The organism is Streptomyces sp. NPDC004752 (assembly GCF_053601275.1).
In genome coordinates this window covers 1-13,344 of sequence record NZ_JBSGBN010000034.1, presented here as the reverse complement: position 1 = coordinate 13,344, position 13,344 = coordinate 1, and the positions used below count along the sequence as shown (strand labels likewise).

12 protein-coding genes and 1 pseudogene are annotated in these 13,344 nt (G+C 70.1%); 2 read left to right on the top strand and 11 right to left on the bottom strand.

Translation table 11 applies throughout. The features are described 5' to 3' along the window. Positions 1 to 381 precede the first annotated feature (381 nt). The 7 genes from ACWEKM_RS16555 to ACWEKM_RS16525 all read right to left on the bottom strand — a co-directional run bounded on the left by ACWEKM_RS16555 (position 382) and on the right by ACWEKM_RS16525 (position 6,692). Positions 382 to 1,425 carry a serine hydrolase domain-containing protein gene (locus ACWEKM_RS16555; protein ID WP_451621877.1) on the bottom strand — a complete coding sequence of 348 codons (1,044 nt, stop codon included), beginning with the start codon at positions 1,423 to 1,425 and terminating at the stop codon, positions 382 to 384. 93 nt (positions 1,426 to 1,518) lie between these two features. Then, positions 1,519 to 2,640: a glycosyltransferase family 4 protein gene (locus ACWEKM_RS16550; protein WP_451621876.1), complete on the bottom strand. Its 1,122-nt coding sequence runs from the start codon at positions 2,638 to 2,640 to the stop codon at positions 1,519 to 1,521. Next, the gene (locus ACWEKM_RS16545) at positions 2,637 to 3,173 is read right to left on the bottom strand and encodes a dCTP deaminase (protein WP_451621875.1); all 537 of its coding nucleotides are present in this window, start codon (positions 3,171 to 3,173) and stop codon (positions 2,637 to 2,639) included. The genes ACWEKM_RS16550 and ACWEKM_RS16545 overlap by 4 nt, the downstream gene beginning before the upstream one ends. Beyond that, positions 3,170 to 3,709 (bottom strand): dCTP deaminase, encoded by a 540-nt coding sequence (dcd, locus tag ACWEKM_RS16540; protein ID WP_451621874.1) that lies wholly within the window; start codon positions 3,707 to 3,709, stop codon positions 3,170 to 3,172. The genes ACWEKM_RS16545 and dcd overlap by 4 nt, the downstream gene beginning before the upstream one ends. Further along, a complete protein-coding gene (locus ACWEKM_RS16535) occupies positions 3,706 to 4,941 on the bottom strand; it encodes a bifunctional metallophosphatase/5'-nucleotidase (protein WP_451621873.1) in 1,236 nt (411 codons plus the stop codon). Before ACWEKM_RS16535 ends, dcd begins: the two co-directional genes overlap by 4 nt. Next, positions 4,938 to 6,221: a UDP-N-acetylglucosamine 1-carboxyvinyltransferase gene (locus tag ACWEKM_RS16530; protein WP_451621932.1), complete on the bottom strand. Its 1,284-nt coding sequence runs from the start codon at positions 6,219 to 6,221 to the stop codon at positions 4,938 to 4,940. The genes ACWEKM_RS16535 and ACWEKM_RS16530 overlap by 4 nt, the downstream gene beginning before the upstream one ends. A gap of 39 nt (positions 6,222 to 6,260) precedes the next feature. Next, positions 6,261 to 6,692: an ATP-binding protein gene (locus ACWEKM_RS16525; protein ID WP_432110555.1), complete on the bottom strand. Its 432-nt coding sequence runs from the start codon at positions 6,690 to 6,692 to the stop codon at positions 6,261 to 6,263. Positions 6,693 to 6,867: 175 nt separating this feature from the next. On the opposite strand from ACWEKM_RS16525, the gene ACWEKM_RS16520 reads away from it, so the two are divergent. Together ACWEKM_RS16520 and ACWEKM_RS16515 are read left to right on the top strand one after the other, a co-directional pair. Beyond that, positions 6,868 to 8,139 carry a helix-turn-helix domain-containing protein gene (locus tag ACWEKM_RS16520; protein ID WP_451621872.1) on the top strand — a complete coding sequence of 424 codons (1,272 nt, stop codon included), beginning with the start codon at positions 6,868 to 6,870 and terminating at the stop codon, positions 8,137 to 8,139. Continuing rightward, entirely contained in the window at positions 8,136 to 8,681 is a 546-nt protein-coding gene (locus ACWEKM_RS16515) for a flavoprotein (protein ID WP_389462986.1), read from the top strand. Before ACWEKM_RS16520 ends, ACWEKM_RS16515 begins: the two co-directional genes overlap by 4 nt. Here the strand turns inward: ACWEKM_RS16515 and ACWEKM_RS16510 are convergent. From ACWEKM_RS16510 to ACWEKM_RS16495, 4 genes and pseudogenes are all read right to left on the bottom strand, one after another. Beyond that, positions 8,682 to 10,380, bottom strand: a pseudogene (locus ACWEKM_RS16510) (mobilization protein). It lies immediately after the preceding gene. After that, positions 10,377 to 10,814: a plasmid mobilization protein gene (locus ACWEKM_RS16505; RefSeq protein WP_451621871.1), complete on the bottom strand. Its 438-nt coding sequence runs from the start codon at positions 10,812 to 10,814 to the stop codon at positions 10,377 to 10,379. The pseudogene ACWEKM_RS16510 and the gene ACWEKM_RS16505 overlap by 4 nt, the downstream one beginning before the upstream one ends. A 368-nt stretch (positions 10,815 to 11,182) precedes the next feature. Next, on the bottom strand, positions 11,183 to 12,349 hold the full coding sequence (locus ACWEKM_RS16500; RefSeq protein ID WP_451621870.1) for a DUF3631 domain-containing protein: 1,167 nt from the start codon (positions 12,347 to 12,349) through the stop codon (positions 11,183 to 11,185). A 678-nt stretch (positions 12,350 to 13,027) separates the two neighbouring features. Continuing rightward, the gene (locus ACWEKM_RS16495; RefSeq protein WP_451621931.1) at positions 13,028 to 13,249 is read right to left on the bottom strand and encodes a helix-turn-helix transcriptional regulator; all 222 of its coding nucleotides are present in this window, start codon (positions 13,247 to 13,249) and stop codon (positions 13,028 to 13,030) included. Between the last annotated feature and the right edge of the window lie 95 nt (positions 13,250 to 13,344).

Here is a 13,344-nt window from a genome sequence, read left to right as displayed (position 1 = left end):
TCTGGGTGCTGCACTTGGCGGAGCCTGCCTAGGTATCCATCCCGCCTCCCGCGGCACCTGGGCTTCCGCCGCGTGCACGCCGAACTCGTCCTGGGGTTGGGCATCCACGTCCACCACGGAACCGTGGAACTGCTCATGCGGAGAGCTACCTGCACGGTCTGCCCCTGCTGCTCCTGCCGTGACTTTTCTTCCGTCGGCGCCGACTTGCCTTCATCCTCCAGGTGGTGGCGTGCTCGGTTCAGGTCTGCACGCTGAGGCTGCCTGGCGTGGCGGCGAGCAGCCCGGTCCCGAACTGCTGCAGCATGCGCGTGACGCGGGCATGCTGGGCGGCGGCTTCGGCGGGGAGCCTCATCGCGGTGGCCGTGTCCGGTCATCCACGCGTCAGATGAAGGCAAACCTTCGGAAGGCGTTGCGGACGTCGGTCAAGGGTTGTCGGTCACGGGTGTAGTAGAGCTTGTTGGTCAGCAGCACGGCCCACCGCCCATGGCGGGGTGAGACCCACATGCCGGTTCCGGTGAATCCATAGTGGACCCAGACATCGTCGGCCGGGGCGGTCTCGGGAGCGGTGTGCCAGAACAGGCCGCGAACGGGTGCCAGCGTGCCGGTCTGGACAGTCAGTGACGTTGCCGTCCAGCCGCGGCCGAAGCCAGCTCGCTCTGGTGCGGTGCTGGTGTCCAGCATGTGGCGGAGAAGGGCGGCGAGGTCGTCGAGGACGGTGAAGGCGCCGGCGATGCCGCAGACTCCGCCGAGGAGGCGCGCGGAGAAGTCGTGGGCGGTTCCCTTGAGATGGGTGTCGGTGTCTTGGTCGAGCTCGGTCGGAGCACAGCGGGCCGCGATCTCATCGGGCAGTGGACCGAAGCAGGTGCTGTCCATGCCCAGTGGTTGCCAGACGCGGACGGTGGCCAGCTCGTCCAAGGTCTGGCCGGAGAGGTACTCGGCGAGGTAGCCGAGGATGAGGGCGGCCCGGTCGGTGTACTCGACGGCCTCGCCTGGTGGCCGGTGGAGTTGCTCGTGCAGAACGCCTCGGCGGATGTCCTCCTTGTTGGTGCCGTAGAGGTTCTTCAGTTGGGCCCGCAGGGGAAGGCCAGCCGTGTGCGTCAGCAACTGCCGGGCGGTCACGGCGCCCAGAGGGTGGCCGAAGACGTCCGGCCAGAAGGTGCCGAGGGACTGATCGAGGTCGAGGGCGCCGTCCTCCCACAGAGCGCCGATGGACGACCATACGGCGAGGATTTTGGTGAGGCTGGCGGCGTCGAAGACGGTGTCGGCTTGCATCGGCACGTCTGGTTCGTCGGGGTCGAGGACGCCGGTGGTGCCTTGAGCACGGATGCCGGTGGTGTCGCCGACGGCCCATACGGCACCGGGGTACACCTTGTCGCGGACGCCCTCGTCCAGCAGGGCTTCGATGCGGTCGCTGTCGTACGTCATGGTCTCCCTCTTCGCCGGAGCATCCCGCCGGTCAGCGTAGTGACGTTCATGGGCCGGGTCTGGCAGCGGCGTGGTGAGCTGTCTGGAGGTAATTCAGGTGAGTTGGTTGCCGAGGCCGGTCAAGGATCGTGCGGTCGATGAGAGCGGGTAGCGGGCGGCGTTCGCGTAGCCCGCCTGTCGCAGGGCGGGCAGGAGGCCACGTGCGGTTCGTAGACATTCGAGGTCCCGGGCGAGGGCGGCCGAGCGGGTGAAGTCGGTGGCCACTCCGGACGCGGCGACGACTTCGTTGAGGCCGGGCACAGGTTGGTACAGGACAGGCAGACCGCATGCTTGGGCCTCCAACGCGACCAGGCCCATGGCTTCCAGGGTGGTGGACGGCATGACCAGGACGTCGTGCTCGGCGAAGGCTTTCCACAACTGTGGACGGCGGAGCCAGCCGAGGTACCGGGCCCGCACTCCGGTGCGTTGGAGGAGCGGGGCCAAGGCGTGGAACTGGGCTCTGGGGGCGGCGATGCTCAGCTCGACTCCTGGAATGGGCGCCAGGCCCGTGATCAGGTGCTCTGCGCCCTTCTCGGCGGTCAGCCTGCCTGCGTAGAGCAGTCGTAGGTGGCTGGTGGAGGTGCGGGCGGGCCGCGTCGGCGGATCGGTGAGCAGATGGTCGGGGATGCCCCATGGAATGCGGACGATCTTGCGGCGGTCGATCTGCGGGGCGAGCCTGAGAAGGCGGTCGGCCATCGCGCCGGTGGGGACGACGATCGCGTCGGCGGCCCTTGCCGTCTCGCGCAGGACTTGGAGCTGGTCGCGGTGGGCCTCGGCGAAGATCAGGTCGGTGCCGTGGACCAAGGCGATTCTGGGGTGGGCCGGCAGCGCCCGGAGCAGGGCGGGCGTGGCGCCGAAGGTGAGGTGCTGCAGGTGGAGTACCCCGATCTGGGCTGGATCGATCGCGGTCACCAGCGCCCGGCGCAGGGCTGCGACGTAGCGGCTGAAGGCGGCGCCCTCCAGGCACTTGCCGGCGACCGTCAGCAGGTCGAGCCCGGCGGGGAGGTGGGGTTTGGGGCGGGTGGGGGCCAGCATGAAGGCCCGTGCGGGGATGAGGGGCTTGTCGCCGGTGTACAGGTCGAGGAAGAGTTCGACGCTGCCGCCGGGGCTTCCGGTTGGGAGGTCGAGAAAGGTGGCGGCCAGCGGCCCCGCGGCAGGGCGGACGAGGGGGCTCACAGCGCTCCTTGGGGGATCTCTTCGTACAGGCGGGAGATGTCGATGCCGTGCGTGGCGGCGTACTTGGCGCGCTGTTGCTGGTAGCTGGCCGGGGTGCCGAGGGTGGTGAGGAAGACGAGCTTGCCGAACGTCATTCCCGGATAGACGCGGGCGGGCTTGGCAGCGCGGATCTCCAAGGTCCAGTGGATCGCGTGGCCCTGGTGGCCGAGTGGCGCGGAAACGTGGACCCAGATGCCGAGGGCGCCGATGGTGCGGTTGCCGTTGAGAAGTTGGGCATACGTTTCCGAGCCGGTTCTCTCCAGCGTGACGCCGAGGTAGAGCACGCCGGGCTGCAGGACCAATCCGGAGGCGGGGATGGCCAGTTCGGTGAAGGTGGTGGGGGCGGCGGCGTCCAGGTCGCCGTCGCAGATGCGGATCGTGTCGCCCAGCCGCCAGTCGTAGGCATTGGGGGACAGGCGTGCCGGGTCGTAGGGCGCGATGGTGATCTCGCCTGCGCTGATGGCGGCGGCAATGGCGGAGCCGGTGAGGATCACGAGGCGCCTGCCTGCACGTGTGCCGCATCCCGCCAGTAGCGGGATGGCTGGGGGCCGGCGGCGCCCTGGTACTTGCCTCGGTACAGGTCGACGTCCCCGGTGGGGACGAAGAACATGATCTGCCCGATCTTCATGCCCGCGTACACCCGCAGAGGGCGGATGGGGGACAGCATCAAAGTCCACTGGCCGTGGAAGCCGATGTCACCGATAGGGGCGGTGATCTCGACGAATAACCCCAGTCGTCCGACCGAGGAGCGACCGAAGAGCAGTGGGATGAAGAGGTCCGAGCCGACCTCCTCGACGGTGTGGCCGAGGTACAGCTCGCCGGGCTGGAGGACGTATCCGTCTGTGTCGATTCGGATCGTGCGCGTGGGGTTGGCGTGGTGGGCGTCGATGACCTTGGTGGCGTACGTCAGCAGGGTGGCGCCCAGGCGGACGTTGTAGCTGTTGGGGTTCGTCTGCTTCGGGTCGAACGGGGTGATGCGAAGGCGTCCGTCGGCAACGGCCGTGTTGATCTCGGGACCGGTGAGGATCATTGAGCGCCCCCTTGAAGAGCGTCGGCAGAGTCAGCGAACGGGGCCGCCAGGACGCTGCGCACCGCCTGGCCCAGACGCAGTCCGGCTTGATGAGTGCGGCCGCCGAGATAGGTGTCGGCGATGTAGCCGGTGGTCAGCACGATGCGCGCTGTGGGCGGAAGGGGCGTGGGCGCGACCGCCAAGGGCCCGATGTGTTCGACGAGATGAGCGAGCAGCTTGGCGTGGTCCTCGGACTGATTGTCGGAGAGGAAGGCGTGGACGAGCTGGTTGCCGAAGGGCTCGATGGCGAGCAGGTCGCCGAGGGTGAGGACATCGCCGAGCGGTACGGGGCGCAGAGCGGTCTCGTTGAGGATGACCGCGTCCGCTCCGAGGCCGGTGTGCAGGCGGGTGGCGATCTCGCCCAAGAGGAGGCGTCGGTCCAACAGGGTATTGAGATACGGCTCGTTCACGATGCCGAGCTGGCTCCCCAGGGTGTTGCCGACGAGGGCGATTTTCTCCTGCAGTACGGCGAGGTCCTCGGGGATCAGGGACGTGTCGGGGAAGGTGCCTACGCGGACGGCCCAGCCGGCCCCGACCGGCTCGGCGGTGGCGTACCCGACGCCGAGTTCGTGACCCTTGACGACGAGGGTGTCACCGACGGGCACGGGGCCGTAGGTGTCGCTGTGGCAGTGCCCGGCGAAGATGACGTCCGCGAACGGGCAGGCGGCGGCCAGCTTCAGGTCCTCGTCGAAGCCCGAGTGGGACAGCACCATCCAGGCGTCGGCACGGTGATGGTGCTCCAGCATCACTTCGCGCAGGGCCTGGGCCGGGTCGGTGACGTGGTGGCCCGTGCGCTGGTTGGCAGGGATCGCGTTGAAGGCTTGCAGGCCGATTACCGCGGTGACGGCAACGCGCCGGCCACCGATGTGCTCGATGCGCACGCGGTCGAAGAGCGGCCTGCCGCTGCCGTCGGCTGCGTTCGCGCACACGGTCATCGCGTGCAGCTGCGGTTCGAAGTAGTGCGGCCAGCCGTGGTTTCCAGGGGCGAGCAGGTCGTACAGGCTGGTGAGAACTTCGCACTCGATCTGCCCCTGGCCGAAGCGGTAGAAGCCGGTGCCTTCGAAGAAGTCGCCGCAGTCCACGATCAGGCTCTCGGCCCTGGCGGCGTGGAGGTAGGCCAGCATCGGTGTGGCCTGGGCGAAGGAGGAGTGGATGTCGGTCGTGGCGGTGATCCGCTGAAGCTGCCGGGTCATGGCGTGACCTCGCAGATGTCGGCGCCCAGGGTGTGCAGTTTGGTGGGCAGATCGGCGTGGCCGCGCCGGAGCTGTTCGAGGCCACCGAGGGTGGTGACGCCGCGCGCGGTGAGGCCAGCGATGAGCAGGGCCGAGCCCGTGCGGATGTCGGTGGCCTCCACGCCGGCGCCGGTCAGCTGCTGCGGTCCGGTGAGGCGGCATTCGGTGGGCGAGAGCTCGTGGATCTCGGCGCCGAGGCGCGCGAGCTGGGGGAGCAGGTTGCCGTGACGGCCGGGGTTCATGGTGTCGGCGAACAGGTGAGTGCCGGGCAGTCCGAGGGCGAGGGCCATCAGCGGTGGTTCGAAGTCGGCGTCCAAGCCGTCGGGGGAGAGGGATGCGATGGCGCGTAGCGATCGCCCGGTCGGTTCGGCGTCGTGGGCCCGGACGGTGAGAGCATCGCCCTCGGTGGCGGCGGGGACTCCGAGCCAGTTCAAGGCGGAGACCAGGGGAGCGACGTCGTCGCCGCGCACGCCACAGATGCGTGCCTCCCCGCCGGTCGCCGCGACCGCACAGGCCAGGGTCCCGGCTTCGACCTTGTCGCCGGGCACCGACCAGACCGTGGTCTCCGTCGGGACGGAAGTGGGTGGTGACAGCGTCAGGACCGACTCACTGACCCGGCACGCCCATCCCGCCACCTGCAACGCCTCTACGACGCTGATGACTTCAGGCGAGAGATTGGGGTGGCCAAGGCGCAGGGGCCGCCCGGCTACGACCGCGCGCAGGAGGGCGGCGATGCTCGCCCCGCGAGAACGGAAAGGCAGCGCCACGGACACCGTTCCGGTCTGACCAGTGGCTGCTTCCACGACATACCCGTGGCCGTCTACGGTCGTGCGGTCACCGAAGCGCTCGTAGACCTTGAAGTGCTGCTCCATCCCGCGTTCGCCGATCCGGCAGCCGCCCGGCCAGGGCAGCCTGGCTCGCCCGTACGCGCCGAGCAGGGCCGGTACGAGGTAGTACGAGGCCCGGATGCGGGCGGCGATCTCAGGATCGGGGCCCGGCTGGGGCTCGTCGCTCGGCAGGATCACCGTGGTGTGCGGGTCGCTGGCCGGACGGGCCGTGTGCCAGCCGGCCTGTTGGAGCACGGTGAGCATGGTTTCGACGTCCGTGTTCGACGGGACGTTGCTCAGATGCACCGGGCGGTGCAGGGCCGCGGCGGCGGCCAGCAGGGGCAGGGCCGCGTTCTTGGAGCCGTCGACGGTGATGGATCCGGCGAGCGGGCTGCCGGGTCGCACGGCGACCACTTCTGCGGCGACGGGGGGAATCCGTACGGCTGTCAACGGTCAACTCCTCTGCAGGGGCAGGTGTGATGCGGTGGGTAGTGGGGTGCTGACCTTGAACTCGGCCCAGCAGCGTTTGCCGGGCGGCAGCGGATCGAAGCCGTGGCGGTCCGCGAGTGCGGCGACGAGGAACAGCCCGCGTCCGCCTTCCTCGTCCACATCCGACAGGCCGACGTGCGGGACGGCGGGGTTGGCGTCGTTCACCTCGATTCGCAGTCCCTTGTCGCTCAGGCAGGCGCCGGCCGTGATCGGGCCGCCGTTTGCGTGCCGGACCGCGTTCGCGATGAGCTCTGCGGCCACCAGCTCTGCCGCGTCCAGGAGTTCGGGGCCGAGGAAGGCGCCGAAAGTCCGTATCCCGTCCGCGAGCTGCTGGCGCGCGGACGCTGCGGCAGCTGGCGTGCCGGAGACGGGAATCCGGATGTGATGCGCTTCCATGAGCGGCCTCCTGGTTGGTTCGGCCACTCCACGCAACCGCTCCGGACGTAAGCGGAACCAGTCGGTGTGCCGGGGCTGCATCACTTATGCAGGAGCTGCATCACTGCCAAATGCCGCTCGGTTACTCTCGGTTGAGCAGGCAGGATCGGCGACGGCAGAAGGGGCCGTGGCACAGATGGCCGAGGCACAGAGTGAAGCGAGACGGATCGGCGAAGTGATCCGTCAGGCACGCGTGTTACAGCGGCGCTCGCAGAGGGACGTTGCCGCCGCGCTTGGGTATCACCAGTCGAAGGTGAGCCGCCTGGAGAGCGGCAGGGGCACGGAGGACGTGCGAGTGCTGCGCGAGATCGCGCAGGTGCTGGAGATTCCGCCGCAACGTCTCGGCCTCGCCGCCGCTTCTGATGCCAGCCCCGCCGAGCCCGGAACAGAGGACATGCACCGCCGTACCTTCCTTGCCGCAAGCGTCGCTGCGCTCGCGGCTCCGCCGTCGTCGAGCGCGGCACATCACGACCTGATCCAAGTCCTGTTGCCAGGCACGAGCCCCGCGGCCACCGGGCAAGCCCTGGGCCTCGACGAGCTGCGGGACCGGGCACGGGCCGTACGCCGGATGTTCTGCACGTGCGACTACGCGGAACTGGAGCAGACCTTGCCGGGTCTGATCGCCGACCTGCGTCAGGCCGCCGGAGGCTCATCCGGCTCGGCGGAGGTGTCCGGGCTGCTCGCGACCGCCTACCAGACGTCGGTGAGCCTGTTGCTGAAGCGGGCCGATCAGGGCAACGCCTGGCTCGCGGCCGGTCGGGCCATGGCGGAGGCGGAACGGTCCGGGGATCCCGTCGTCCTCGCCGCGAGTGTCCGCGTCCACGCTCACGTCCTCGTGCGGGAGAAGCACACGGCCCAGGCCGTGAACATGGTCCGCCACACAGCCGACCAGCTCACCGGCTCCTACGACCAGCGCTCGCCCCGGTACCTGGCAGCGGTTGGTCTGCTGTTGCTCCGCGGGGCGACCGCCGCCAGCAGAAACGGCGACCGCGACACCACCCAGGACTTCCTCACCGAGGCCAAGGAAGTCGCTCGCTACGTCGCCTTCGACCGGCCGGACGCCTGGGCGAACTTCAGCCCCACCAACGTCGCACTCCACGAGATCAGCGCAGCCGTCTCCTTCGGTGACGCCGGCATCGCCCTGGAAACCGCACGGCCGCTCATGCGGCGGCACATTCCTGTCCCCGAGCGCCGGGCCGCGCTGTGGGTGGAGACTGCCCGCGCCTACAGTCAGCAGGGCAGGCTCGCCGAGGGCTACCAGGCCCTGCGTATCGCCGAGAGCTGCGCGGCACAGGACATCCGCCGCCCGGCCGTACGCGAACTGGTCGCCGACATGGCAGCCCGCGACCGCCGCCGGGCACTGCCCGAGCTGCACCACTTCAGCCGCCAACTGGGAGTGCCCGCGTGAGCGATCAGCCCGACAAGCCGTTCCTCCAGATCGTGGTCTGCGCGTCCGGGGTCGCCGCCGACGTCGGCAAGCTGATCACCGCGGCACATGAACGGCACTGGGACGTCGGTGTCATTGCCACCCCACAAGGACTCGGCTTCCTCGACGCGGAGGTGGTCGAGACCCAGACCGGCCGCCCCATCCGCTCGGCCTGGCGATCACCGGGCGAACCGCGCCCGACTCGGCCCGCGGACGCGATCGCGGTCGCCCCGGCCAGCTTCAACACCATCAACAAGTGGGCCGCTGGGATCTCCGACAATCTCGCCCTGGGCGTCCTGTGCGAAGCACCCGCCATGGGCATCCCGGTCGCCGTGCTTCCGTACCTGAACTCGGCCCAGGCCGCCCACCCCGCGTACCGCCAGAGTCTGGAACGGCTACGCGAGATGGGCGTCCTGATCGGCTCGTACGAACCGCACCGGCCGAAGGCCGGCGGAGGGGCCGACCGCTACCGCTGGGAGGAAGCCCTGGAGCTCCTCGCGCCCAAGCTGTCCGCCCCCGCCTGATCAGCGCCGCCGTGTCGGTGACCCCTGTGGTGGCCGGCCAATGGCTGCCGCGGGGTGGGCCGGCACGCTGGGCCGTTGCATGGCGCTGTGGGCTCTGGCTGCCTGGGCCCAAGGACCGGGAACGTGGCGCTCGCCGAGGCGGCGGATGCGCCAGGTCAGCGCGCGGGCGGGACTGCGGGCGTCGTCCAGGGCGCGTTGGTGCAGCGCTTGGCCGAGGACGGTGGCTGCGTCGTGTCCTACTGCCTCTGCCTCCGCGAGCACGGTGGCGAGTGCGTCCCAAGCGGGGTCGTTGAGGATGCCCTCGGCGTGCTCCGGAACCACATCCTGAAGGTGGTGGGCGAAGCGGCGCTTGGTCTGCGGGCCGGGTGCCCGGCTGGCGAGGCCGACCAGGACGGGCTCGACGGTCTGCGCGTACGCGGTCTGCAGGTGGAGGAGAGCCTGTTCGGCTGCCGCCTCCTGCTGGGCTTGCTGGCGGGTGCGGTGCCAGTGCAGCGCGAAGGCGACCGCGGTGAGTGCGGCGTCCAGGAGCATGGTGAGCCCCCGTGCTGTCACTGTCCTGTGGCCTCTCGCACCAGATGGTCTGGATGCTGCGGCGCAGGGCGCGGGTGCTGTCGAGGTCGGCGGCGATGCGGGAGCGGGTGGCGCGCTCGAAGGCAGCGGCGGCTCGTTCGAGGTCGGCCCGCGCCGCGGTCGGTGCCATGACGGGCAGCAGGTCCAGCGCCGCACCGAGCGCGACGAGTTGGCCCTGGGCCGTCTGCTCGTCGCCTTTCGTGAGGTGGTGGGGGATGCGTTCGGTGGCGGCGGTGGCCTGGTGCCACGGGTTGCCAGGCTGGATGGTGGCTGGCGCGGGGCTGGTGGTGGCGAGGCGTTCGCGGATCTTGGGCAGGGAGAGGTCAGGGGCGAGGGTGGAGCCCGCGAACCACACCGGGTTGCCTTCCTCGTTCACGTTGCCGGGCAGGGCGAAGTTGCAGCCGAGCGCGTCGCCGGAGGGAGCGAGCTTGAGGCGCACGTCCACGCCGGTCGCCTCCAGCAGCGAGAAGAACTCGGCCTCGTCGGCCGCGGCGGCAACCGCGCGGCGCACCCGCATGCGCAGGACCTCGCGGGCGGTGACGTCCTGGCCCAGGCGCTTGGCCTTGAAGTGCTCCTTGCTGGTGGGGCGCTTGGCGGCCGTGCCGTCGCCGGGCTTCAACCGCCTCAGCCCGTAGTCGATTTCGATCTGGCGGGCCTCGCGCTGGACGGCCCGGATGTCGTAGTCCCGTTTGGGGCGGCGGCCGTCCTGGCGGACGAGGGTGGCGGCGATGTGGATGTGGTCGTCGGCATGCCGTACGGCCACCCAGCGGCAGGCTTCGGTGTCTCCGGTGGGGGCGATGCCGGCGGCGGCCACGATCCGGCGGGCGATCTCGGCCCACTGGGCGTCGGACAGGATGGGGTCCTCGGGGGTGGCGCGGACCGGGCAGTGCCAGACCGTGGTCTGGGGAGCCTGGCGGCCGAGCATGGCCACCGGCTGGTCGAGTTGCGTGTGGAGCTGTTTCTCTACCTCCTTGGGGTCGCGGTGGGGGCTGCGGCCGGGGTCGGGGGCGAAGTCGTTCCAGGAGGCGACCAGATGGGGGTCGACGTGTTCGTTGGCGTCGCCCTTGCCGAAGAGGTAGGCGATCAGACGGCGGGTGCTGCCTTTGCCGGTGATGATCTTCGGTATCACCGGTCCTGCCTTCCTTCGGTGACCTGGGCGACGGCGGTGTCCACGTCGGCGATCGACGTTTCGATGCGGGCCAGGAGCCGGTGGACGGCGTCGGGCTCGGGCCAGGCGCCGTCCTTGTTGAGGTGCCAGGTGAGTTGGTTGAGGTTGTTGCCGAGGCCGCCGAGCTGCCGGTTGGCGGCCATCAGTGCCTTCACCATGGCGCGGTAGTCGGCGATCGCGGCGGTGGGGTCCTCGGCGCGGGCCGCGGCGAGCGACGCCTCGGCGACGTAGCCGCCGATCTGCATGCGGCTGAGCGCGGCGGCGTGGGCGAGATCGGTGAACTCACTGTCGCTGTAACGGGGATGGACACGGCGCTCGCGCAGGCGCGGCTGACGCAGACGACGCTGCGGCGTCGGCGTCTGCGCGGCGTGCGGCGACGGTCTGGTGTCTCCCATCTCGGTCGGCTCCCCCGGGCCGGCCGACCCCGGTGCCCCCTCGGCGCCGGGTGCCTCCGCCACCTCGGGGGCGGAGGCCGGGTAAGGACTCCTTACCCGACAACTTGCTGCGCTGTCTGGGGCTGAGGTGGTGGGCGTCTGCTGTTGAGCCGTGGGGAGTTCGTTGTGCTGTTCGTGCATGGTGTGGCTCCGGCGGTGAGGGGATGGGAGACGGGTCACGTGCGTCGCATCCGTCCCATGCCTGGTCAGGACAGGTACGGACACTCGGGCAGGTACGGAGAAGTCCGTCCCGGTGAGGACATCCGTCCCCGCGCTGACCTGCGCGGGGACGGATGCGACGCAGTGATACGGACCCAGGGGGAGGCGGGTCAGCGGGCGCGCTTGGGGCCGGCAGGACCGCCGGGCGGGCCGATGGGCAGCTGACCGGCCGGGGCGGCGGGCGGCGTGCCCTGGGCCGGGCGCGCGGGCGTGGTGTCGTGCGTGGTGGCAGGCGCCGTCTCGGCGAGGTCGGGGCAGTGGCGGGCCCAGCTGTCGAGGAGCCGGTTACGGGCGTACCCCTTGGCCTGCCTGCCCTTGTCGAACCGGTAGTTGGCCGGGCGGATGTCGAAGTCCCGGAGCATTCTGCCCAGGTGGTAGGCGTTGAGCCCGTTGGTGCCGTGCTCTGCCCAGGGGGCGTCGGGGTCCTGGAGCAGGGCGGTGACCAGATCCAGGCTGGACAGGGCCTCGGGGTTGCCGTGTGCCTCGAAGACGCGGTGGATGTCGCGCAGCAACCTTGTCTTCAGGTTGGTCTGCTCGTCCTGGACGGCCTCGAAACGGGTCATCGCGACACAGGCCGCACGGGCGCTGGCGGGCCAGTGGCCGCCGGCCAGGTCGGCGATGATGACCAGCGGCTCCCAGGTGTCCGCCGCCCGGTCCTCCACCGGCATCGTCGGCGCCATGCGGTCGGCCATGCCGCGCAGCGGTCCCAGCCAGGCGGCCAGCTTGTCCCGCAGTGCGTTCAGTTCCGGCGTGGCGTAGCGCGAGCGGAAGGGGGTCACCTTCTCGCCCGGCTTGCGCTTTTGCATGCGGAGCACGACCGCCCGGTCTGTGATCGTGTCGGGGAGGTCGCCGATCGAGGCCAGTGCGGCCATGGCGAAGGTCGGATACGGGGTCGGCTTGTGCTCCGGGCCGGAGATGCGCCAGGCGGGCCGGTTGCGTTGGTGTCCGGCGTTCAGCAGGCCGCGCAGTTCCTCGTTCTCGCCGGCCTTGCTGAAGATGGTGTCGGCCTCGTCCACCAGGATCGTGCGCGGGTTCTTGCCGATGATGCGGAAGAGCACCGCCGTGGACATGTTCACCGTCATGATCGGCTGGTGCACGGTCTCGTGGAGCACGTCCAGAACCCGGGACTTGCCGCAGCCCTTCGCGGGGCCTACGACCGCTAGACGCGGCGCGTGCTGCAGGGCGGTCTGGATGTGTGTGGCCGCCACCCACAGGGTGACCGCTGTCAGTGCCTCGTCACTGGGCAGCACGACGTACTTGCCGATCGCCGCCCGCAACTCATCCAGCAGTTCCGCACCCTCACCGGAACCCCGTTCCCCAGGGTCTGCCGGTCCCCGAGGGGGCCGGGAGACGGTCCCGTGATCCGGTCCCCGTGCGTCGACGGGACCGGTCCCCTTCTGCTGGGCAGTTCCCGCCACGGGGCTGTCGGCCCCCAGCGACTGGCGGGGACCGTGATCACGGTCCCCATTGCGGTCCCCTGGTGCAACTGCAGCCCCTTGGGGGCCGGTCCCCACTTTGGCGCCGCTGACCTGCGGGTTTGCTCCGGATGCCGATACGGGGACCGGGACGTGCGGGGACCGAGCAGCGGGTACTTCGTGGGGACGGTCCCCAACAGCGGCGTCTGTAGACGGCTGGGGACGGTCCCCGTGTGCTTCCACATCCGCCGAGTGCTCTACGGTCCCCGACGCCGGGGATTGTGTGTCCGCCTGATCCCTGCGGCGCCAGGGGACGCCCTCGCCGGGGACCGCGGGAGTGGGCCAGCCGGTCGGGGAGGTGTTCGTGGAGTTGGGGGACGTAGGGTCGTCCAAGACGTTCCTCTCCGGTGAGGGGCAGGACGGGCAAGGTCCCGCCCCTCACCAGCTCATTCGTTCAGGGATGGGCGATCAGTTGGGAAGTCTTCGGCCCTCGGCGTTGGCGCGCCGGGGGCCGCTTGGTTGTCCGCGTCAGATGCGGGGTCAGGCCGTGAGGTCGTACGACGTCTGGGCGTCCAGCCACGCGTCCACCTCCCGCCAGCGGTAGCGCAGGTGACGGCCGACCTTGTGGACGCTGGGGCCGATGCCCCGGTACTTCCACTGGTAGAGGGTCTTCACCGGCACCCCGAGGTACGCGGCCACGTCGGCGGGAGTGGCGAGCTGGTGACGCTCCGCGCCGGCAAGGCGCGGGGAGCGGTTCGGCAATGAGCTGTTGCCAGCAACGAGCCGTGGCGGTGCGTGAGTAGGGCGAGCGAGGCCGCGTGCGGACAGCAGCAAAGCCCCTGGTAGGAACAAGTCGA

What these genes read in the sequence shown, in the direction of transcription:
- ACWEKM_RS16555 (WP_451621877.1), bottom strand. Translation starts at nt 1,425, where the DNA reads ATGACGTACGACAGCGACCGCATCGAAGCCCTGCTGGACGAGGGCGTC.
- dcd (WP_451621874.1), bottom strand. Translation starts at nt 3,709, where the DNA reads ATGATCCTCACCGGTCCCGAGATCAACACGGCCGTTGCCGACGGACGC.
- ACWEKM_RS16535 (WP_451621873.1), bottom strand. Translation starts at nt 4,941, where the DNA reads ATGACCCGGCAGCTTCAGCGGATCACCGCCACGACCGACATCCACTCC.
- ACWEKM_RS16525 (WP_432110555.1), bottom strand. Translation starts at nt 6,692, where the DNA reads ATGGAAGCGCATCACATCCGGATTCCCGTCTCCGGCACGCCAGCTGCC.
- ACWEKM_RS16520 (WP_451621872.1), top strand. Translation starts at nt 6,868, where the DNA reads ATGGCCGAGGCACAGAGTGAAGCGAGACGGATCGGCGAAGTGATCCGT.
- ACWEKM_RS16505 (WP_451621871.1), bottom strand. Translation starts at nt 10,814, where the DNA reads ATGGGAGACACCAGACCGTCGCCGCACGCCGCGCAGACGCCGACGCCG.